The sequence below is a fragment of the Nocardia brasiliensis NBRC 14402 genome (assembly GCF_000308475.2).
GTDB classification, from domain to species: domain Bacteria; phylum Actinomycetota; class Actinomycetes; order Mycobacteriales; family Mycobacteriaceae; genus Nocardia; species Nocardia brasiliensis.
In genome coordinates, this window is sequence record NZ_BAFT02000065.1 from 59,521 (window position 1) to 78,610 (window position 19,090).

A 19,090-nucleotide genomic window follows, 5' to 3' on the forward strand; every position below is an offset into this window, starting at 1 on the left:
TGTTGTCCCGAAAAATAATCCAGCGATTCCTTCGCGAGCCGACCAAGAAGCTGGGACGCCGGACAGCACAGCCGATTCAGCGGACTCGCCCCAAGAACAGACCCAACCAGCTAGCACACAGCTGACGAACACGAATCAAACGGCACCCGCGGCAACAAATTCAGCAGGGCTCGGCAAGCCAGACGGTTCCGCGCCCGCGCCAACCGGGCTCGGTACGACCAACACAACGCCCGCCAGCACAACAACGACTTCTCCGAGTACGACTGGACCCGTGCCATCGAATCGTCCCAGATCCACACCCGACCGTTCAGGTCTGGGGCCAGGCCCAGGCGTGAACGCTGAATCGAGAACCGGAGGACCCGGCACATCGCATCCCGGCGCACCCGGCATGCCAGGCGCCGCCTCGCCCCTAGCTGCGGGCGGGCGCCCCGCCGGATCATCTGCCCGCCCCGCTGGCCCGATGGGGCTTGGCCCAGGCACCGGCGCACGTCGCCAAGAAGATGATGAGCACACCCGTCGGATACCTGACTATCTAGTACGTCAGCAGTCCGAACTGACGGACCTTCCACCAGTCCCGCCAGGAACGATCGGTTCCGAGTACTCATTTGCCGAGCGTGATGCGATCGACTATCCGTACCCCATCAATCAGGTGACGACCGCGGCCGAGAATGTAGGCGCGCCAGGCACAGTCAGCACCGACGCTCACACGGGAAGTTCGCTTTCCCTGCCTGAGCACACTCACCCGCCCCAATCAGCGAGCGCACCGTCGCCCGCTGACCCTGCAAAGACATTGGATGAGGCTGGAGCTTCGGGCAGCAGCAGTACAGCGACCAGTGGTGACGTGGCTATATCCCCGGCAAGTCCAGTGACCGCAGTCGCTCAATCCGATACGCCCCCAAGCGATCCCGCATCCGAGAGCGGTCAGCCCCAACCACAGCCCGACCCAGATGACCGAGAGAGCAGTGGCGAGTCCAGTACGCGCAGCTTCACCCTGTCCGGACCGGTTATGGACACTTGGGACAACCCGCCCTCCCCAGACTCGGGCAACCCACGGTGAAAACCCAAGCTCACTGGGACTTCACTCCGGACGAATTCGCATGGGTATGGGCTGAAACTGAACAGGATGAATACCCCTACCCGATCAGCATCATCGAAACCCCCTCCACAGCAGACGAATACACGCAACTGCGTCGCGAGATCAGCTCCCGGTACCCGCGCAACGCGGATCCCGACTTGACTGCGGCGCTTCGCCTCCTGGCAGACCCGGATCTACGCATCATCTGCACTGGCAAGATCCACGATTCGACCAGAAAGCTCCGCTCCCTAGCTGTGGCAACTGGAGACGCTGGCGCGGTACTTTTCCAAAAGTACAGTGCCACTTCAGAATTCGGCGGAGCCCTCCGCGTTGTGGTCACACGAAGCCAGAACCTCGGCAAACACATCGCCGCGACCATGCACACCGCGACCCCAGGGCGGGCAGGACCGATGACCGGATACACCCCACGCGTCCGTGGCGACGAACCGCCCACCACGTGGTTCGTATCCAGCGACGGCGACCTACCGCCAGAGGAACGCATCCGCGCCCTGCTGCGCGCACCCCGCACAGCGGAAGGCCACCTCTGCATCGAACAGCGCCGACACAGCCGACACCCGCATCCCCCGGTCTACCTGAACTGGATCGACATCGCGGACGACCACCCGGCCGCCGGCCGCTACCTGATCGATGTAGGCGCAGACACCACCGTCATTCCTGCATCGAGAGAGGTCATCACCGCCGAGCTCTACCGTCGCGCCGGACTCTTTGCCTATAGCGCACCGGAGTAACTGGGACGAACCGGACGACAGTGCGGTGTCGATGCGTTCCGGGCATGTGGGTTGGTATCCACTGGCACTCGAAACGCACGATCGGCAGTGGACTCTCGTGTTACGAAATCGGTGCACGACAACCCACTCAGCCCATACTGGTTTGCCTACCGAACAGCGGCTTTAGCGTCCAGTTGACGGGGCCGCGCTCGGGCTCTACTGTCTTCGACGTCGGGCACCAGGGTGTCCAACCTAAGCTTCAGCCCCATCGGCTGAAGCTTTTTTGTTTCCACAAGTCCTAGCCTCCGGTGCTCGCTCCGGGGGCTTTTGTCATTTCTGGAGGTGGTTGTGTCGATCGAATTGGCGGCTGCGACGTGGGCCGGAGGTGCATGGACGGTGTTCTGGCTCCAGTTGCCCGTACTAGTCCTCACGTTGGCGGTCATCATCGTTGCTATCACCGCTCTGTGGAGGGCTCGACAGGAAGACATCCCCAAGGTGCTCGAGGCATTCGTAACAGCGTTCGGCCGCCGAGCCGCACGAACCAAGCCCCAACGCTCGGCGCGTCGTCGACGTGTGATCGAGGAGGACGCCAAGTGACCCGCCGCCGGAAACTGATCCACGACCTGTCCGACAGTGTGGCCGACCGAGACATACGTGAGCGCCTGGCTCACGCTGTGTACGAAATGGCAGGCCAATTGCCCGCCTACTACCTGCTGTTCGATCCTCGCCAACTGTATCGAGATGCGAATCCATCGACAGAGGCCCAAGAGCGACGGCTGCTCGGAGGTTATCTGTCTGTTGCATGGGCTGTTCCGGAGTACCGTGCCGCGCTGGTGGCGTACACGGAGAAAGATCCGGAAGAGGGACGCTGTAGAGGATGCAATATAGAACTGCAGCCTCGACAAACCAGAGAACGCGGCCGCCCTCGTGAACACTGCAGCAACGGGTGCAGGCAACGCGCATACCGAAACTGCAAACGAATAGCAGCCCGAGAGCTCGCGCGACCACCGTGGGCGTCCACCCGGCGTAGGCGCTCAACGGCGGTCCCTCCACCGAGTTAAATCATCGACATCCCCGGATGGCTCCGAGACACCACCTCACTGTTCCGCAGTCGGGCTCACGCCAGTGCGAGCTCGACTGCGTTCTGCGCCGCGCCGATCTGTACCGCACTATCGGTGGCTCCCGTAGGAAATGAAGCGGATCGTGAGACGAGTCGGACATCAAGGGTCTGAAGACAAGAGGAAAATCTGCTGGTCACGGATGTGAGATATGAAGCGGAGACTGAGATCCTACAGCCTCGTCGATGGCGGACATGTTTTGTTCGGCCCATTCTCGTAAGGCGGCGAGGGGGACTTCCAGGGACAGGCCCAGGTCGGTTAGGCGGTAGTGGACTTGGGGTGGGACGGTGGGGTTTACGCGGCGGGCGACGAGGTTGTCGCGGACCAGTTGGGCGAGGGTTACCGAGAGCATTTTTTGGGAGATGCCAGGGATGCGGCGGCGCAGGTCGGCGAAGCGCACCTCGGGTGGGTCTGCCGACGCGAGGATTTTGATGACCATGGAGACCCATTTGGAGCCGATCCGGTCCAGCAGTTGCCGAGTAGGACAGGCGGGATCGAACAGATCTCCACGCCGGGTAGTCACTTGAAGCTCACCACCTGAGTCGAAAGTGCCGTCTTGGCCGATCCATCAAGGTTACCTACCGTGAGTTGGTCACTGATGGTTACCAGCTTCGAGGTGGAGATGAGCGCCGATATCGCGCTGCACAGGGTCACGGCGAACGGGATCGAGATGAACGTCGCGGTCGCCGGAGCGGGTCCCGCGGTCCTGCTGCTGCACGGGTTCCCGCACACCTGGGAGGTGTGGCGGGATGTGCTGGACGAACTCGCGGGGACGCATCGGGTGATCGCGCCCGACCTGCGCGGGTTGGGCGCGACCACCCGGCCGGAAAGCGGTTACGACGCAGCGAATCTGGCTGTGGACGCGGTTGCCGTGCTGGATACTCTCGGCGAAACGCGCGCGGATGTAGTCGGTTTCGATCTCGGCGCCGCCCCGGCGTTCCTGACCGCGATGCAGCACCCGGACCGGGTCCGGCGCTTGGTGCTCATGGAGGCGCTGCTAGGCCGGCTACCCGGGGCCGAGGATTTCCTGCGCGACGGACCGCCCTGGTGGTTCGGTTTCCACGCCGTCCCGGATCTGGCAGAGTCGGTGCTCGCCGGGCACGAGGGCTCCTATATCGACTGGTTTTTGAGCGCGGGCACGCGTGGCCGCGGTGTCCCCGCGCACCTGCGCACCGCATTCGTCATCGCCTACACCGGCTCGGACGCGTTGCGCGCCGCCTTCGCGCACTATCGGGCCTTGCCTGAGAGCGGCCGCCAGATCGAGAAGGCAACCGCCACAACGCGATTACGGATGCCGACGCTGGCCGTCGGGGCGCATCCGGTCGGCGACGCTCTCGCCCGGCAGTTGCGGTCTTGCACCGACGATCTGACCGAGGCAGTGATCCCCGACTGCGGTCACATCATTCCGGTAGACGGGCTACCCGCACTGCTCCCGCTGCTCACCGACTTCCTGGCGCCCTAGGAGCGAAGGCATTGGCGACGGCGGTGCTGAATGCCTCACCGCCACACGGCCTCTGGGCAATTGGTCATGCGGTCGTCTTCGTAGGCCGACACCGTGATCACGGTGATGTAGCTGATCCGTTTGGACCAGTCGCCTGATGCGGGGCCCGCGTTGATTCGAGTGAGATCGTCCCAGGCACGGCCTGCGCCGTACTCGACCGGTTCGCCGCCCCAGAAGGCGATGCAATCGCCGGTGCGGCCTTCACCGTCCCACACCGTGAGCCACGTGTGGGGCCCGACGTTCAGGGAGGACGGCACGTTGTTCCAGTCGTTCCAGCAGAAGAACACGCAGTCCCTGGTGACGCGCAATAGTTCGTGCGCGCCGAGACCCAATGTGACACCGTCGTTGTCGAAGCTGGGGGTCTCCCAGAATTGTGCGTAACCCGGGTAGATCATCGGGAGGTTGCCGGCCTGTGCGGGCGCCGCCGCGGTGAGACCGAGCGCGGCGGTCGCGGCCATGAGCAGGGTGGCCCAGCGTGCGGTGCGGTGGGAGTTTCGGCTCGACATTGCTTGCTTCCTTTCGACATGCCTCGGCGCGTCGTCACCGCCATGCTTTCATGATCGAAAGTGACTATCCGGCAGTGCATTTCGCGCATGTCAACCGTAGGATCCCGGGTGCCGCGCCGACCATACGAACAACTTCGTATGGTGTTCTGCGCTTCGGCCTGTTCGCGGAACGTGTCCGGGAGATACTGAAGCGGTGACGAGGGGGACCGACTCGACCGCACAGAAAATCCACGATCTCGCCTTGGCGATCGTCACCGAACGAGAGCCGCTGCGGGTGTGGCCGCTGCTCATGGAGCGGCTCACCGTCGACCTACCGTGCGATCTCGCGGTACTGATCGATCTCGACTGGGACGCAGGCACCGGACACGCCCTCACCGGTGCGCCGGACTGGCTGCACGAAGCACCACTCGACGCACTCATCCACGCGCACATGCGATCTCATCCGCTGTTGCAGCATTACGCCCGGACCGGGGACACGACGCCGTTGACCATGGACGAAGTCGCCGACGATCGCTGGTGGAAGGGCGAGGCGTACCGGGCGGGCAAGGACGCGATCGGTATCGACCGGCAGCTGGCGCTGCCCCTGGCCGCGGGACGCGGCCGAATCCGCGGCGTCATCATGAGTCGCAGCAGCCACGGATTCAGCGGCCGCGACCTCGAATACGCAGCGCTCGCACGATCATTGCTCGATGCGGTGGAAGCCCACGAGACGGCGGCCTTCGGGCATCGCGGACCGGCAGACCCCGCGGACTACCGGCTGACCCCGCGGGAACTGGCGGTGCTGGGTCTGCTCTGCGAGGGCTGGACCGCCCGCGCGATCGCGAGCAGGCTCGGCATCGCCCCCGCGACCGCCACGAAACACACCGAGAACATCTACCGGAAGATCGGCGTGCACGATCGCATCGCCGCCCTACACACGGCCCAGCGACTCGGCCTGATCACCGTTTGCCGAACAGCCTGGCGGGGTTCGGCGGCGGCTGACCCAGAATGGCTTGCATGACTCAGCTGCCTACACTGTCCGTTTCGGAGATCACCTCGGAGCGGCTCGTGTTAGTTCGGGTTACGCGTTCGACGCAGCGACTTGCGCGTTGCATGCTGCCGCGGCCGAGCTTCCCAACCAACCGGTCTTGATCGTCACCCAGACCGCCAACGAGCGTTCGCTGAAACTCGCTACCCGCCTGGGGTTCCGGCCCGTCAGCACCTTCGAGGCGTTCGGCGCACAGCAGACGCTTGCGACCGCCGCTCTGCACGCTTTCGCAGGCGCCCGGCGGGAGTAGCGTGGGTGGAGTGCCGGACACCGAACTGGTCGGAGTGCAGAAGACCCTCAGCCCAGTGCTGCGGGCCAAGGCCCTGGACAATCTGTTGCCGGATCCGATTCTCGGCGACAGGTACGCCGAGCAGGTGATGCGGCGGCTCGAACCCGACTATGACAAGGGTCGAGTCGGTAAGAGCCAGATCGGGCTCAGTGCGGTGGTGCGCGCGAAGACCCACGACGACTGGGCTCGGGCCTTCCTCGCCGAGCACCCCGACGCGGTGGTGCTGCACTTAGGCTGCGGCCTCGATGCCCGGGTGTACCGGGTCGATCCGCCGGCCACCGTCGACTGGTACGACCTGGACTATCCGGCGATCATCGAACTGCGGCAACGACTGCTGCCGCGGCGCGAGCACTACACCCTGATCGGCTCCAGCGTGACGGACCTGTCCTGGCTGGACCGGGTCCCGCGCGGCCGGCCGGTGCTGCTGATCGCCGAGGGACTGGTCCCCTACCTCACCGAAGCCGAGCTGCGCGAGCTGCTCGGCGCCGTTGTCGCCGCCTTCCCGACCGGCGGGATCCAGTTCGACACGGTGGCGGTCTGGGCGTGGCGCACCTCGAGGTGGCATCCGGTGCTGCGCAAGTACGGCACCCAATTCCATTGCGGTTTCGATGATCCGGCCGCGATCGCCGACTGGCAGCCGCGACTCGAATTCGTCGACGAGGCACCGATGAACGACGCCCCGGTGCTGATGGCCAAGGCGCCCAAGGATATTCGCCGGTTGTACCGCCTCCTGAACCGGCTACCGGGCATGCGCCGGTCCACTCGAATCGTGCGTTTCCGCTTCTGACAGCGCATTGCGGTCAGGACCAGCGGGTCAGCTAACGGGAATGAAGTTTCATTAATCGCGGTTAGGCAGTACTGTCACCAACGCTAACGGGAACATAGATCCGTTAGTGGGGTTCAGAGAGGACAGTACGATGCAGAACACCTTGCGGGTCCGGCTTGCCGCGGCCGCTGTCGCCGTCTTCGCCGTGCTCGGCGGAAGCACGGTCGGCACCGCCGCCGAACCCGCCGCGATTTGGGGCACCGGCTGGTCGGCGGCCCCGCAGGCGCCCAGTATCGGCTTCGAACCGAACTGGGCGCAGGACGGCTTCGACAACCAGACCGTGCGCCAGGTGGTCCGGGTGACCGACGGCGGCACCGCGGCCAGGATCACGCTGTCCAACCTGTTCGGCGCCGCCTCGTTGCGGGTGGATCGCGTCACCATCGCCCGTGCTGCCGCGGGCGCGACCGTGGATCCGGACTCGTTGCGGGAGTTGACCTTCGACGGTCGCGCCGCGGCCGAGATCCCGGCTGGGCAGACCCTGACCAGCGATGCCGCCGAGCTGAACCTCGCCGCCATGGATTCGGTCGGCGTCACCATGTACCTGGCCGGCCCGACCGGTCCCGCCACGTTCCATTCACAGGCGTACGCCAGCACCTATAGCGCCGCGGGCGACCATGTCGCCGACCCGGACGCCACGGCCTTCACCGAGGCCACCCACTCCTGGTACTACCTGACCGACGTGCAGGTGTCCGGTGACGCCGAAGACGACGGCGGCACCATCGTCACGGTCGGCGATTCGATCACCGACGGGTTCGGCTCCACCTACGACACCAACACCCGCTACCCGGACCGGCTCGCGCAGCGACTGGTCGAGGCGGGCACCCCGCGCCCGGTGCTCAATGCCGGGATCGGCGGCAACCTGATCCTCAACGATTCCACCTGGTTCGGCGCGGCCGCCGTGCGGCGGTTCGAGCGGGATGTGCTCAGCAAGCCCGACGTCTCCAGCGTGATCGTCCTCGGCGGCCTGAACGATTTCGGCTTCTCCGAGGTCGACCTGCCCACTTACAAGCCGAACCCGGAGGTCTCGGTGGCGCAGCTGATCGCCGGTCATCGGCAGCTCATCGCCGCCGCGCACCGCGCGGGTGTCCGGATCGTCGGCGCCACCCTGCTGCCGATGAAGGGCGCCGAGTACTACACCGAGAAGTCTGCGGCGAAGATCCGCGAGTTCAACCAGTGGCTGCGCACCAGTGGTGAATACGACGCGGTGATCGATTTCCATGCCGCCGTCCGCGACCCGGCCGATCCCGAAAACCTCGCCCCCGCCTTCGATTCCGGCGATCACAAGCATCCCAACGCCGCGGGCTACCGGGCCATGGCCGACGCGATCGACCTGGCCCAGCTCTGATCGGTACAACGGCAGCGACACCCGGAAGCCCGGGTGTCGCTGCCCGGTGCACTTGCCCGCCGAGCAGTGCGCTAAACCTGGATTTCCGCATTTGGCAGTCTGGGTGCCAGGGCGGAACAGACCTGGCAGCGCCGTTTGACCAGGGTGCGGCGGCATCGTATCGTCGTTGATCGCCAAGGGGTTGCTGACCCGGGGAGGGCTTTCGATGATGAGCAAAGGCTTCGCCACCGGTTGTCTGGTGGTGAGCGCTACGGTGCTGTCCGCCTGCGCCGGTGGTGCCACCGAGCACGCGGGACCTCCCGCGACGTCGACCGCGGCGCTTCCTTCGGTGCAGGTGAGTCTTCCGCCGGCACCGGCGCAGACCGGCGAGAAGCAGGTGCGGTTCGACCCGTGCGCGCGGGTCGGCGACGATCTGGTGCGCAAGGCCGGGTTCGACCCGGCGACTCGCGAGCGCGCGGTGAGCGAAGGGGTGTCCTCGCTACTCACGACGATCGGCTGCCAATTCTGGCGAGAGGCACTCGTCGATGGCGAGAAGTATCCCACCGGCGGGTTGTCCGTGACGTCGAGCGACCTCACCCTCGACAACATCCGGACGAGTTCGGAGCACGAGATATTCAACGCGGATCCGATCCGCGGACGGGCGGCAGTGCTGTACCGGACGCCCCAGGTCGGCAACGGTTGCTGGGCGTCGATCGAATCGGCCGACGGGACGTTCACGGTCGGGCTGATCGTCACCCCCGGCCCGGTCGCCGTACCGCCGCCCTGTGAGCAGATCCGCCAGATCGCCGAAACCTTCAGCGAAGCACTCGGCACCGAGTAGTGCCATCTTTGCGGCGGGCCGTACCGACGCGCACCGCGTCCGCCGAAATGAGTGAAAGTACACAGTCAGGGAGTAATACGGATGGCCGAGACCTTCGCGGCGAACCCCAGCGAGATTGCCGGTCTGGGCAATCTCGTCACCTCGATAGCGGGAGACGCTCTGCTGGCGTCCAGTTTCGTGGCGAAGGAAGGTAAGGCGGCCGATTGGCTGCACGGGCCGATCATCGACACGCTGATCGCCCCGATCAACGATGCCACGGACTGGATGTCGCAACGCCACTCGGTGCTCGCGAACACCACCCTCGGTACCGGCACCGAGCTCAACAAGGCCGCCTGGATGTATCACAGCCAGGATCAAAAGAACTACGCCGCGCTGAACGCGAATACCGAGTCGAATCTTCCGGTGGACGACAACACCGAAGAGACCGGCGTGACCGCGCAATACGCCGGTGCGGCCAGCTATTCGAAGCCGGAGTCCGTCAAATACGAAGCGCCCGCGGCGAACAAAGAAGAACTCGCCGGGCTCATCGCCGAAGTCTTCCCGGTGCTCGGCAATGTGAACGAGTCCATCAAGAGCATCACCCGGGCGGCTGGCACCGAATACGACCCGCTGGTCACCTGTCTGGCACCGATTCCCGGGAACTGGTCCGAAATCCGCAGGCTCGGTGAGGTGTACAAGGCGGCGGGTAACGGCCTGGAGGCCTGCGGCAAGAACCTCGAAGCCGGTGTAAAGCGGATCGACGGCAGTACCGACAACAAACCGAATTGGGATGGCGCCGCCTCCGTGGCCTTCAGCGCGTGGGCGACCAAACAGATCGCGGCGATGAAGTGGGAAGGGCCGGTCGGCCGGATCGTCAGCGATTGCGCGGGCGCGGTGTCCGACATGATCCGGGACGGCATCAAATCCATCCTCGAGAAGATGTGGGGGATGCTCAACAAGTACTGCGATTTCGACGACATCAAGGGCGCGCTCAAATCGGTCGCCAATATCTTGTCCACGGCGGTCCCGGGTCTCGGCGCCGCACGGATCGCCAAGCTGGTCGCCGACATCGGGTTTCTCGTCAAAGCCGCGATAGACGTGGTCACCAAGATCAAGGAGCTGGCCGACGCCTTCAAGAAGCTCCTCGACTTCATCAAGGACCCGGTGGGTCAATTGCAGGACAAGGCGAAGCAGAAGCTGGACGAGGCGATCGCGCCGGTCACCAACAAGATCGACGATGCGACCCGTAAAGCGGCCCTCGCCAAGGACATCGGGCAGATAGCCAACTACGGCGACACCACGAACCGGCCGACGCAGGCCTACGACACCGGCGCCACACCGTGGGCGAACGCCCAGTGACCCGGCCGCAGTGGGGCAGCATGCGCGAGCCCGATCTCGACCCCACGGCGGAGGCGCTCGCCCGCCAGGTCATGGACGCGGTCGACAACCTGCGCACCGCCACCATCCGCCTCGACAGCATCGACCCCGCCGAGCTCTTCGAGCGCGCCACCGAGGTGACCGAGGAGTTCATCTCGATGGTCGCGGGGATGGACACCGCGTCCGCGGCACTGAAGGCGTACGCCGGACGCGTCGCGAGTGGTGAATGTCGTTGGAGCGATATCGAAACCCTCGCCCGGCCGGTGCCGCCGGAGGTAGCCGAGATGAAAGGCTCGCCGGAGTTCATCTGGCGGTGGTCCCCGGAGCCTCCGGTCGAACCGGCTCCGCCCTCGGCTGTCACCTGGACGCCCACCCGCCGGCCGCGCCCGGACGACAACGTGGTCGGTCCCAGCGACTGGCCGGACGACTTCGACGACTATCCCGATGAGCGGCGGCCGTGGAGCTGAGCCGGCGCACACCGTGACCGCGCACCGCGCGGTGCCGTTACAGTCGGCGACGCACTGCCGAGTCGCATGAGGAGAGTGATGTGAGCCGGTCCGACAGGTTGATCGGCCTGATGTCGCTGGTGTGGACGCTGGGTGTCGTGGTCGCGGCCGTGGCATTCATGGGGGGTGCGTTGCGACTGGGCGCCGCGATAGTCCGGTGGACCGATTCGCAGCTCGCGATGGCGCTGTATCTGCCGGTGAGCGTATTCGCGGGCATCGGCGCATGGCTGCTCGTACTGTCCGCCGCATGGCGGTTGCGCCGCAGCTACCTGCGGCGCGCCGGGGTCGAAGTCGCGGCGGTGGTGGTCGATTCGGAGCTACGGCGAAAATACCGTTCGGGCACGCTCAGCTGGGATCTGTGGCGGGTGCAGGTCGAAGCCCGGTTCACACACCCGGATTCCGGACGGGATCTCCGCGTCCGAAAGCAGTTCCTCTACCCGCAATTCCGCGAGGCCAAGGCACGCGCCCTCGCCGAGCGGTTGAGCGTCGGCGCTACCGCCCCTCTGCTGGTCCGCAAGAACTACGCCCTGTTCGACGTCCCCAAACGTCCGGTGTGGACCGACATCTGGTGAACGGCGGATCCGCCACGCCCGAACGACGGTCGCCTACCAGTGGATTCGCCTGATCCAGCGGTCCTCGGTGCACATCCAGTTACCCTGAGGTGATGCGATTCCCGGTTCGAAGGTATGTCCTGGCCGTACTCGCTGCCGCCGCATCGACGATGCTGCTGTGTACGAATGCCGCGGCGGCACCGCCGATCCAGCCGGTCGCGGCGCCGCTCGGCGGTGATTTCCTCTGGGGTGTGGCAAGTTCCGGGTTCCAGTCCGAAGGGCATGCGCCCGACAGCAATTGGACGCGCTACATTCCGTCCCATCCTGATTACGACGCGCTGCACGATTCGGTCGACTTCTACGACCGCTACGCGTCCGACATCGATCTGGCGGCGGATCTCGGGGTGCGGGTGTTCCGCATCGGGATCGAATGGGCCCGGCTGCAACCCGCGCCGGGGGTGTGGGACGAGGGCGCTTTCCGGTTCTACGACGCGGTGCTGGCAAAGATCGCGCAGGCGGGCATGCGGCCGATGATCACCCTCGATCACTGGGTGTATCCGGGGTGGGCGGTCGATCGCGGCGGTTGGCGCAATCCCGGGATGGTGGGGGACTGGCTGGCGAACATGCGCGCGGTGGTCGATCGTTATGCCGGCCGCGATCCGCTGTGGGTCACGGTGAACGAGCCCGCGGCCTATGTCTCGCACGAGGTGCGCAGGGGCAAGGCCGATCCCGGCGAGATGCTGGATCGGCTCGCGCAGGCACACAACGCCATCTACGACCACATCCATCAGGTGCAGCCCGGCGCCCAGGTCACCAGCAACGTCGGCTACGTCGCGGGCTCGGAGGCCGAAGTGAACGGGGCGTTCGTCGACCGCGTCGCGGCTCGGCTCGACTATGTCGGCGTCGACTACTACTTCGGGTTCGACCCCGCGCAGTCGGTGCTGGGTTCGGTCACCAGGGCGCTCGGTTCGGCCGTGCCGAACCCGCCGGGCATGAACATCTGGGATCTGCCGCTGCGTACGGAGGGCATCTACTATGCGCTGCGCCACTATTCGCAGCGTTTCCCGGGTAAACCGCTGTACATCGTGGAGAACGGCATGCCGACCGAGAACGGCGGCCCGCGGCCCGACAGCTACTCCCGCAGCGATCACCTGCGCGACACCGTGTACTGGATCCAGCGCGCAAAGGCCGACGGCATGAACGTCATGGGCTACAACTACTGGAGCCTCACCGACAACTACGAATGGGGCAGCTATACACCACGATTCGGCCTTTATACGGTTGACGTGCGCACCGATCCCCCCCTGACCCGCCGTCCCACCGACGCGGTCGGCACCTACACCCAGCTCGTCGCCGCGGGCGGCGTCCCCGATGACTACCGCCCGACCCGGGCACCGGCGCTCTGCATCCTGGTCGACCCGCCCGCCAGCTGCCTGACACCCGTCGCGGCACCGTAACCGCCTGGTACGCCAATCGATTACCCGAGAGGTAATCGACCCGCGCAGCGCGAGGTGAAGGCGGGCAGTTGGCCGGGCGTGCCCGAGGACTACCCGCCGACCGCGGCTGTGCAGGCGCTGCGTGCGAGTTCGCCCGGCGACTGAGCAGGTTTACTGCGGTGGCGGCAGGTGGGCGATCTGAATCGGTTCGGGTTCCCGGGATCTGGTGACGAGGATGCCGCGGCCCGGGGGCAAGCAGGTGGCGCGGACGTTGCCGCCGAACAGGTTTCCTTCGTCGGCCGGTGCGCTCATGAGCAGGGCGGCGGCGGACACCTCGCGCAGCCGGCCGAGCAGGCTGCCGTGCAGGGCTCGGGCCAGCCCGGCCGCCCGGCGGGTGAGCACCACGTGCAGGCCGACGTCGTAGGCGGTCGACAGGAACTCCAGCAGCGGCTCCAGCGGGTCGTCGCCGTCGGTGACGACCAGGTCGTGGTCGTCCACCACGACATAGCATTCGGGACCGGTCCACCAGGTGCGCTCGTGCAGTTGATGCGGGCCGATATCGGGTCCCGGGATGCGGGTCGCCAGCAGGTGGCACAGCTTGTCGATGGCGTCCGGAACCGCTGCGGCAGTACCGCAATAGGCCGTCAGGCGGTTCTCGTCCACCGCGCGCAGCAGCGTCCGCCGGTAGTCGATCAGCAGGATCTGTGCCTGCTCGGGTGTGGAATTCTCCACGATGCCGCGCAGGATGTTGTGCAGCAGGGTGGTTTTCCCGTAGCCCTGGTCGGCGAAGGCCATGAAGTGCGGCTGCGCCTCGAAATCCAGTGCGAGCGGCGATAATTCCCGTTCGCCGAGGCCGACCACCACGTGCGTGGCATCCTGGGTGACACCGGTGTGCAGCGCCGACCGGAGCACGTGGGTGCGCGGGATATCGAGCGGCAGCAGGCGCACCTCCGGCGCGCGGCGCGCACCGTAGATCGTGCGTAATTGCCGGGCGGCCGCCGCGATCCCACCCGGCAGGTGCTGCGGATCGGTATCCGCGTCCAGCCGCGGCAGCGCGATGAGCAGGTGCAACTTGTCCGGGGAGAGCCCGCGACCGGGATGCTCAGGTGGCACCGTGCCCGCGGCCTGCCGGTCCAGCTGAGAGTCGGCGGGATCACCGAGCCGCAGCTCGATCAGGGTGCCGATCGTTTCCGGCATGGCGAGCCGGGAGCGGGTCCATGGCGGCAGCGTGACCACGAGGTGGATACCGCAGGGCGGTCCCTGCGTCGCCACGGTGACCAGCGTCTGCTCCAGGGCGGGGTAGTCCTGCTGCAGTACATCGAGTCCGTCGACGATCAGGAAGACATCGCCGTACTCGTCGGCGGAGAGCGGATCCGCGGCGCGCCGGCCCGGCGGCAACTCCGCCAAACGCGCTTTGTGCGACCGGAATTCGTGCATCGAGGTGAGCCCGAGCTCGCGGAACCGCTGTTCTCTGCGCCCGACCAGCGCCGCGACCTCGGCGACGGTGCGCCGTACCCGATCCGAATCACGACGTCCGGCAACCGATCCCACGTGCGGGATGTCGGCGAGCCCGGCCAGCACGCCGCCCAGATCCAAGCAGTAGAACTGCACCTGCTCCGGGGTGTGCGTGGCCGCGGCGGCCACGATCAGGGTCCGCAGCGCCGTCGATTTGCCGGAGCGCGGTCCGCCGACGATCGCCATATGGCCCGAACTACTGGACAAGTCGGCGACCAGCACGTCCCGGCGGTGCTTGCGCGGTACATCGACGACCCCGATCGGCAGCCGCAGCGCGCCGGGCAGATCGGCCGACCGGGCGCTGTTCCACTGCCGCAGCAGCATGCCCACCGTCGTCGAATCGCCCAGCGGTTCGGGCCAGATCTGGTGCGCCACGGGGCCGTCGCGGCCGAGGGCGACGGCCAGCGATTCCGCTACCGGCCGGTCGACGCCGCCGCTGCCCGCGGTCGCCGGGCCCGGGCCGGACGCGTACGCCGCCCGGAAACGGGTGACGGTACCCGCACCGATCCGCAGGTAGCCGTATCCGGGGATCCGCGGCAGGTGATAGGCATCGGTGGTACCGAGCACAAGTCGGGACTCGGCGGGTGAAAAGGTGCGCAGCGCAATGCGATACGAAAGATAGCTGTCCAGCGCGCGCAACCGCCACTCGTCCGGGCGTTGCGTGCCGAGCAGCAGATGCATGCCGAGCGAACGGCCCAGCCTGCCGATCCGCACCAGCACATCGACGAAGGTGGAAGTCCCCGAGAGCAATTCCACGAACTCCTCGATCACGATGACGAGCTCGGGCAGCGGCGGCAGCGCCTTGCCGGTGGCGCGGGCCTGCTCGTATTCGCCGATCGTGGCGTACGGCCCGGCGTCCTGCAGCAACTGCTGGCGTCGCTCGATCTCGCCCGCGAGCACCTGCTGCAGCCGTTCCCGCAGATAGAGATCCTGTTCCACATCGCGGACATGACCGGCCAGATGCGGCAGGCAGCTCAGCGGCTGGAAGGTCGCGCCGCCCTTGAAATCGACGAGCAGGAAGTTCACCCGGTCCGGGGGATGGTGCAGGGCCAGCCCGAGCACGATGGTGCGCAGCAGTTCGGACTTGCCCGCGCCGGTCGCACCGACCACCAGCCCGTGCGGTCCCATGCCACCGTCGCCGACCTGCTTGAGGTCGATGAACACCGGTTCGCCGGGTCGTGTCGCGCCGATCGGAATCCGCAACATCTCACGCGGCGACCGATCCTGCCACCAGCGGGTGAGATCGAGCACCGCGACATCGCCGATACCGTGCAGCGCGGCGAAATCGACGTCGACATCGGCGCCGGTCTGCCCGGCCCCGGCCCCCGCCGCGCTGTGCCGGGCGCGCAGCCGGGCCACCAGATCCGCTGCGCCATCGGTCATGTCGTCGACCAGCGTGGGGTCGGCGGGTGGCTCGCGAATGTCGGGCACCGCGATCCGGAAGGGCTGCTGCTGGTGCAGGGCCCACCCCGGCCCTTCGGGTAGGCGCAGCGCACGCTCCGGGTCGATCCGGGAGTCGCCCGGACGGTGCAGGCGTAGTTCGATCTGCACGGTCAGCAGCCGGGCCATCCAGTCCGGCACGTCGTTCCAGTCCCGGACGGTGGCAATGACGTGCACGCCGAACTCCGGTCCGGCATCGGCGATCCGCCGCACCATCTCCGGCACCCGGGGCAGCTCCGCGAAATCGTCCCAGCGGTCCAGGATCAGGAACAGGTCCGGCACCGGCCCCTCGGCCAGGGTGGCGCGAACCGCCCGCAGATTGGCGGGGGAGTCGATGGTGTGCTTGCGGTACAGCCGCTTTCGGCTGCCGATCTGCTCGAGCATGCGCCGCAACAACGCGTCCACCTGTTCGGGCTCGTCGTCACCGACCACGTCCGCGACATGTGGCAGGTCACGCATGGAGCCCAGGCGATTACTCGATTCCAGGACATGGATCCGCGCTTCGTCCGCCGAGTGGGTCAGCACCAGCGCGGCGACCAGGGTGCGCAGCAGCGTGCTCTTGCCCGAACCCGCCCGGCCGACGATGAGCAGGCCGTCGTCCGCCCCGGCGAACTCCAGCTGCACGATATCGCCCGCCGTACCGTCGGACCGGCGCTGCCTGCCGATCGGCACGGCCAATCGCGAAGTGCCCCACCAGTTCTCCGCGCGCAACCCGGCGTCCTCGTCCACCTGTTCCAACCGGCCGAGCAGACTGCCGAGCAGCACCCGGTCGCCGCTGTCGCTGGCCCCGGGGGTCCGGCGCCGGGTGCGGGCGATGAACACCTCGTCGTTGAGAAAGCCGTAGTGACTGGGTGTTTGGCGATCGGTGCGGCGGCGCACCTCCTCGCTGACATAGGTCCACAGGTCGTGCGTGCTGATCTGACCGGTGCCGTTGCCCGCCAATCCCGCGGTGGTGATGCCGCTGACGATGGCCGAGGTGAACATCGACAGCGGCACGGAATCCTCGGTGGCGGGCCGGATTCCGTCCTCGGCGATCTGCACGCCGGTGCAGGCGGTCATCACGCAGATACCGTCGCCCGCGACGAGGTGCTGGCCGACCCCGTCGTCGATGCCGCCTGCCGCCTTGATCACATCGCTGCCGAGGAAAGCTCCGCTGTAGCAGCAGTCCAGGAGGATGACCTTGGCCGCGGCGCTGGACTCACGGATCAGCTCCTTGATGAACGAGGACGACACCGCGGAACTACTCGGCAGCGTCGGATCCGTATTGCAGGCGGCCAGATACAGATTGCGACTCGTGCGAAAGCCGTGCCCGGAGTAATAGAACAGCACGAGATCTTCCGAACGCGCGGTGCGGAACAATCGTTCGATGCTGCGCTCGATCTCGGTCTTCGACTCGTTGACCAGGATCTCCGCGGGCTGGAACGCGCCGATGCTGGGATCGTGCAACAGGTTTCGCAGCTCGCGGGCGTCCGAGACCGGTGCGTAGAGCTGCGAGATCGACGTCGAATGAAAGGTGTCGTTGGCGACGAACAGCGCGATCCGGCGGCCCCGGGGGCTAGTCATCGCCGAACAGACTCCGTAACTGATCGACGACGCCGTCGACCTGCCCATCGGTCGGCCGGACGATCGTGACGCCACGGTTGCCCTTACGGACCGTGACGGATTCGGCCCGGTTCCGCGCGAGAAACCGGATGACGATATCGCGGACCGCCCAGGACGCGGCACTGAGCGCACCCCCGGACACGAGCAACTGACCGAGCTCGACCGCGGTACCGGACTTCGTCCCGGAACGGCCGGCCTTGGTCACCGGCTCGACCGCCACGCCCGAGATCTCGCGCAGCTCCCCGGCCAGCTCGTCGGCCAGTTGATCGAGCCGCTGTTCCTCCCGCGGATCGACGGTGACGATGAACAACACGTCGGCCATCGATATGCCTCCCCTTTTCGACTGCCGCATCCCACGGCACACCGTCATTCTAGTGCGTGAGACGCCGAACGAGCTGCGGTCTTGCACCTATGGGATAACAACAGTGTCCCCGGCGCGGCGGTCGCTTCCGCCGTGCGTGCTCACCAGTCGTGGCTGATGATCTTCGAATTGCGCAGTGCCCGCAGGGTCGCCGTGGTCATGCGGTCGCGCAACTGCCCGACCCGCGCGGTCCACTGCCGGGTGAACCCGGGATCGGCTTCCAGCCCCTCCCACAACCGCCGCAACTGCGGCGCGGTGTGCGCGCCCGGCATCCAGAGCGGCACAAGCTGTTCCAGCACGGGCACGAGCTGCTCCAGCACCATCTCGGTCTCGTGGTCGGCCCTGGCGCCGCGGTCGGCTACCTGGCCGATGGTGGTGAGCAGCCAGTCGTGGATCGCGAGGTCCTCGCAGAAGCGCTGTGCCACAGCGGCATCCTGCGGCCCCAGGGTGAGTCGCACGGTGCGCAGCGTGTCGCCGGCCAGATGAAACGCGAAGTGGGGTCGGCCGTCCGGCTCCGGCGACACCTCGACGGACCAGCGCAGTCGCGTGCTGCCCGCGCGGAACGGCACCTTCTGGTCGAGTCGCGGGTCGACCCGGGTGAAGGTGGACATGCGCTGACTGACCGAGGTCAGGTCGAGCTGCTCGGTGTCCTGCGCGTGCAGGTGGCCGTCCGCGATCCGGCCGGCCGGCCGCGCGCCGAGCGCGCTCACCGCGTCGACGGTGCCCGGCCTGCTCAGGTAGTACGACCACGGTTGCCGGTCCTGCGCCCGCATCACCCTGGTGTGCGACGAGCCCTGTAACACCCGGCCGCCGATCACCACCGTGCGCGAGGCGACGGTGCCGATCACGTGAATGTGCTTGCCCGACATCGGGATCAGATCGCAATCCACGCCTTCGAAACGGTTCGGCGACACCACCAGCGGCATCGGCCGCGCCCGGGCGGTCACCGCGATACCGGGTTGCACCGCGCTCAGCAGCTCGACCCCGGCGGTCGTGTCCAGCGCGTTCCGGGACGGCAGCAGACAGGTGTGGATCTCGCCGAGCACGACCAGCGGTGGGTCGTCGGATGCCACGACGGCGTCGTTCAT

Annotated in this window: 16 protein-coding genes; 11 read left to right on the plus strand and 5 right to left on the minus strand. The window is 66.7% G+C overall.

The genetic code is table 11. From position 1 onward, the window contains the following. Positions 1 to 1,053 precede the first annotated feature (1,053 nt). Complete coding sequence (locus TY25_RS41235; protein ID WP_042259097.1) at positions 1,054 to 1,824, plus strand: ESX secretion-associated protein EspG; 771 nt, start codon at positions 1,054 to 1,056, stop codon at positions 1,822 to 1,824. Between the two features lie 1,233 nt (positions 1,825 to 3,057). Here the strand turns inward: TY25_RS41235 and TY25_RS41830 are convergent. Further along, entirely contained in the window at positions 3,058 to 3,444 is a 387-nt protein-coding gene (locus tag TY25_RS41830; protein ID WP_081869035.1) for a winged helix-turn-helix transcriptional regulator, read from the minus strand. Between the two features lie 60 nt (positions 3,445 to 3,504). On the opposite strand from TY25_RS41830, the gene TY25_RS22950 reads away from it, so the two are divergent. Continuing rightward, the gene (locus TY25_RS22950) at positions 3,505 to 4,383 is read left to right on the plus strand and encodes an alpha/beta fold hydrolase (protein WP_226887123.1); all 879 of its coding nucleotides are present in this window, start codon (positions 3,505 to 3,507) and stop codon (positions 4,381 to 4,383) included. A 35-nt stretch (positions 4,384 to 4,418) separates the two neighbouring features. Here the strand turns inward: TY25_RS22950 and TY25_RS22955 are convergent, their stop codons facing one another. Next, positions 4,419 to 4,928, minus strand: coding sequence for a hypothetical protein (locus TY25_RS22955; protein WP_042259100.1), 510 nt, complete (start codon positions 4,926 to 4,928; stop codon positions 4,419 to 4,421). A gap of 193 nt (positions 4,929 to 5,121) precedes the next feature. Between TY25_RS22955 and TY25_RS22960 the strand changes: the two genes are divergently transcribed. From TY25_RS22960 to TY25_RS23000, 9 genes are all read left to right on the plus strand, one after another. Beyond that, entirely contained in the window at positions 5,122 to 5,928 is an 807-nt protein-coding gene (locus TY25_RS22960) for a helix-turn-helix transcriptional regulator (RefSeq protein WP_042259101.1), read from the plus strand. Further along, positions 5,921 to 6,205 (plus strand): GNAT family N-acetyltransferase, encoded by a 285-nt coding sequence (locus TY25_RS44200; RefSeq protein ID WP_226887122.1) that lies wholly within the window; start codon positions 5,921 to 5,923, stop codon positions 6,203 to 6,205. Before TY25_RS22960 ends, TY25_RS44200 begins: the two co-directional genes overlap by 8 nt. Before the next feature lie 10 nt (positions 6,206 to 6,215). Next, entirely contained in the window at positions 6,216 to 7,031 is an 816-nt protein-coding gene (locus tag TY25_RS22970) for a class I SAM-dependent methyltransferase (RefSeq protein ID WP_042259102.1), read from the plus strand. 130 nt (positions 7,032 to 7,161) lie between these two features. Next, a complete protein-coding gene (locus tag TY25_RS22975; RefSeq protein ID WP_081869036.1) occupies positions 7,162 to 8,415 on the plus strand; it encodes an SGNH/GDSL hydrolase family protein in 1,254 nt (417 codons plus the stop codon). Positions 8,416 to 8,620: 205 nt separating this feature from the next. Further along, positions 8,621 to 9,235 (plus strand): DUF3558 domain-containing protein, encoded by a 615-nt coding sequence (locus TY25_RS22980; protein WP_081869037.1) that lies wholly within the window; start codon positions 8,621 to 8,623, stop codon positions 9,233 to 9,235. 81 nt (positions 9,236 to 9,316) lie between these two features. Then, entirely contained in the window at positions 9,317 to 10,573 is a 1,257-nt protein-coding gene (locus TY25_RS22985) for a hypothetical protein (protein WP_042259104.1), read from the plus strand. Then, a complete protein-coding gene (locus TY25_RS22990; RefSeq protein ID WP_226887121.1) occupies positions 10,555 to 11,058 on the plus strand; it encodes a hypothetical protein in 504 nt (167 codons plus the stop codon). Before TY25_RS22985 ends, TY25_RS22990 begins: the two co-directional genes overlap by 19 nt. Positions 11,059 to 11,138: 80 nt before the next feature. Next, the gene (locus TY25_RS22995; RefSeq protein ID WP_042259105.1) at positions 11,139 to 11,669 is read left to right on the plus strand and encodes a hypothetical protein; all 531 of its coding nucleotides are present in this window, start codon (positions 11,139 to 11,141) and stop codon (positions 11,667 to 11,669) included. Between the two features lie 92 nt (positions 11,670 to 11,761). After that, the gene (locus TY25_RS23000; protein ID WP_042259106.1) at positions 11,762 to 13,105 is read left to right on the plus strand and encodes a family 1 glycosylhydrolase; all 1,344 of its coding nucleotides are present in this window, start codon (positions 11,762 to 11,764) and stop codon (positions 13,103 to 13,105) included. Between the two features lie 150 nt (positions 13,106 to 13,255). Here TY25_RS23000 and eccCb read toward each other — a convergent pair whose 3' ends face one another. From eccCb to TY25_RS23015, 3 genes are all read right to left on the minus strand, one after another. Then, the gene (eccCb, locus tag TY25_RS23005) at positions 13,256 to 17,602 is read right to left on the minus strand and encodes a type VII secretion protein EccCb (protein WP_042259107.1); all 4,347 of its coding nucleotides are present in this window, start codon (positions 17,600 to 17,602) and stop codon (positions 13,256 to 13,258) included. Beyond that, positions 17,595 to 17,963: a hypothetical protein gene (locus TY25_RS23010; protein WP_042259108.1), complete on the minus strand. Its 369-nt coding sequence runs from the start codon at positions 17,961 to 17,963 to the stop codon at positions 17,595 to 17,597. The genes eccCb and TY25_RS23010 overlap by 8 nt, the downstream gene beginning before the upstream one ends. 140 nt (positions 17,964 to 18,103) lie before the next feature. Beyond that, positions 18,104 to 19,090 carry an SCO2521 family protein gene (locus TY25_RS23015; RefSeq protein ID WP_042259109.1) on the minus strand — a complete coding sequence of 329 codons (987 nt, stop codon included), beginning with the start codon at positions 19,088 to 19,090 and terminating at the stop codon, positions 18,104 to 18,106.

What these genes read in the sequence shown, in the direction of transcription:
- TY25_RS22955 (WP_042259100.1), bottom strand. Translation starts at nt 4,928, where the DNA reads ATGTCGAGCCGAAACTCCCACCGCACCGCACGCTGGGCCACCCTGCTC.
- TY25_RS22975 (WP_081869036.1), top strand. Translation starts at nt 7,162, where the DNA reads ATGCAGAACACCTTGCGGGTCCGGCTTGCCGCGGCCGCTGTCGCCGTC.
- TY25_RS22980 (WP_081869037.1), top strand. Translation starts at nt 8,621, where the DNA reads ATGATGAGCAAAGGCTTCGCCACCGGTTGTCTGGTGGTGAGCGCTACG.
- TY25_RS22985 (WP_042259104.1), top strand. Translation starts at nt 9,317, where the DNA reads ATGGCCGAGACCTTCGCGGCGAACCCCAGCGAGATTGCCGGTCTGGGC.
- TY25_RS23000 (WP_042259106.1), top strand. Translation starts at nt 11,762, where the DNA reads ATGCGATTCCCGGTTCGAAGGTATGTCCTGGCCGTACTCGCTGCCGCC.
- eccCb (WP_042259107.1), bottom strand. Translation starts at nt 17,602, where the DNA reads ATGACTAGCCCCCGGGGCCGCCGGATCGCGCTGTTCGTCGCCAACGAC.
- TY25_RS23010 (WP_042259108.1), bottom strand. Translation starts at nt 17,963, where the DNA reads ATGGCCGACGTGTTGTTCATCGTCACCGTCGATCCGCGGGAGGAACAG.
- TY25_RS23015 (WP_042259109.1), bottom strand. Translation starts at nt 19,090, where the DNA reads ATGAACGACGCCGTCGTGGCATCCGACGACCCACCGCTGGTCGTGCTC.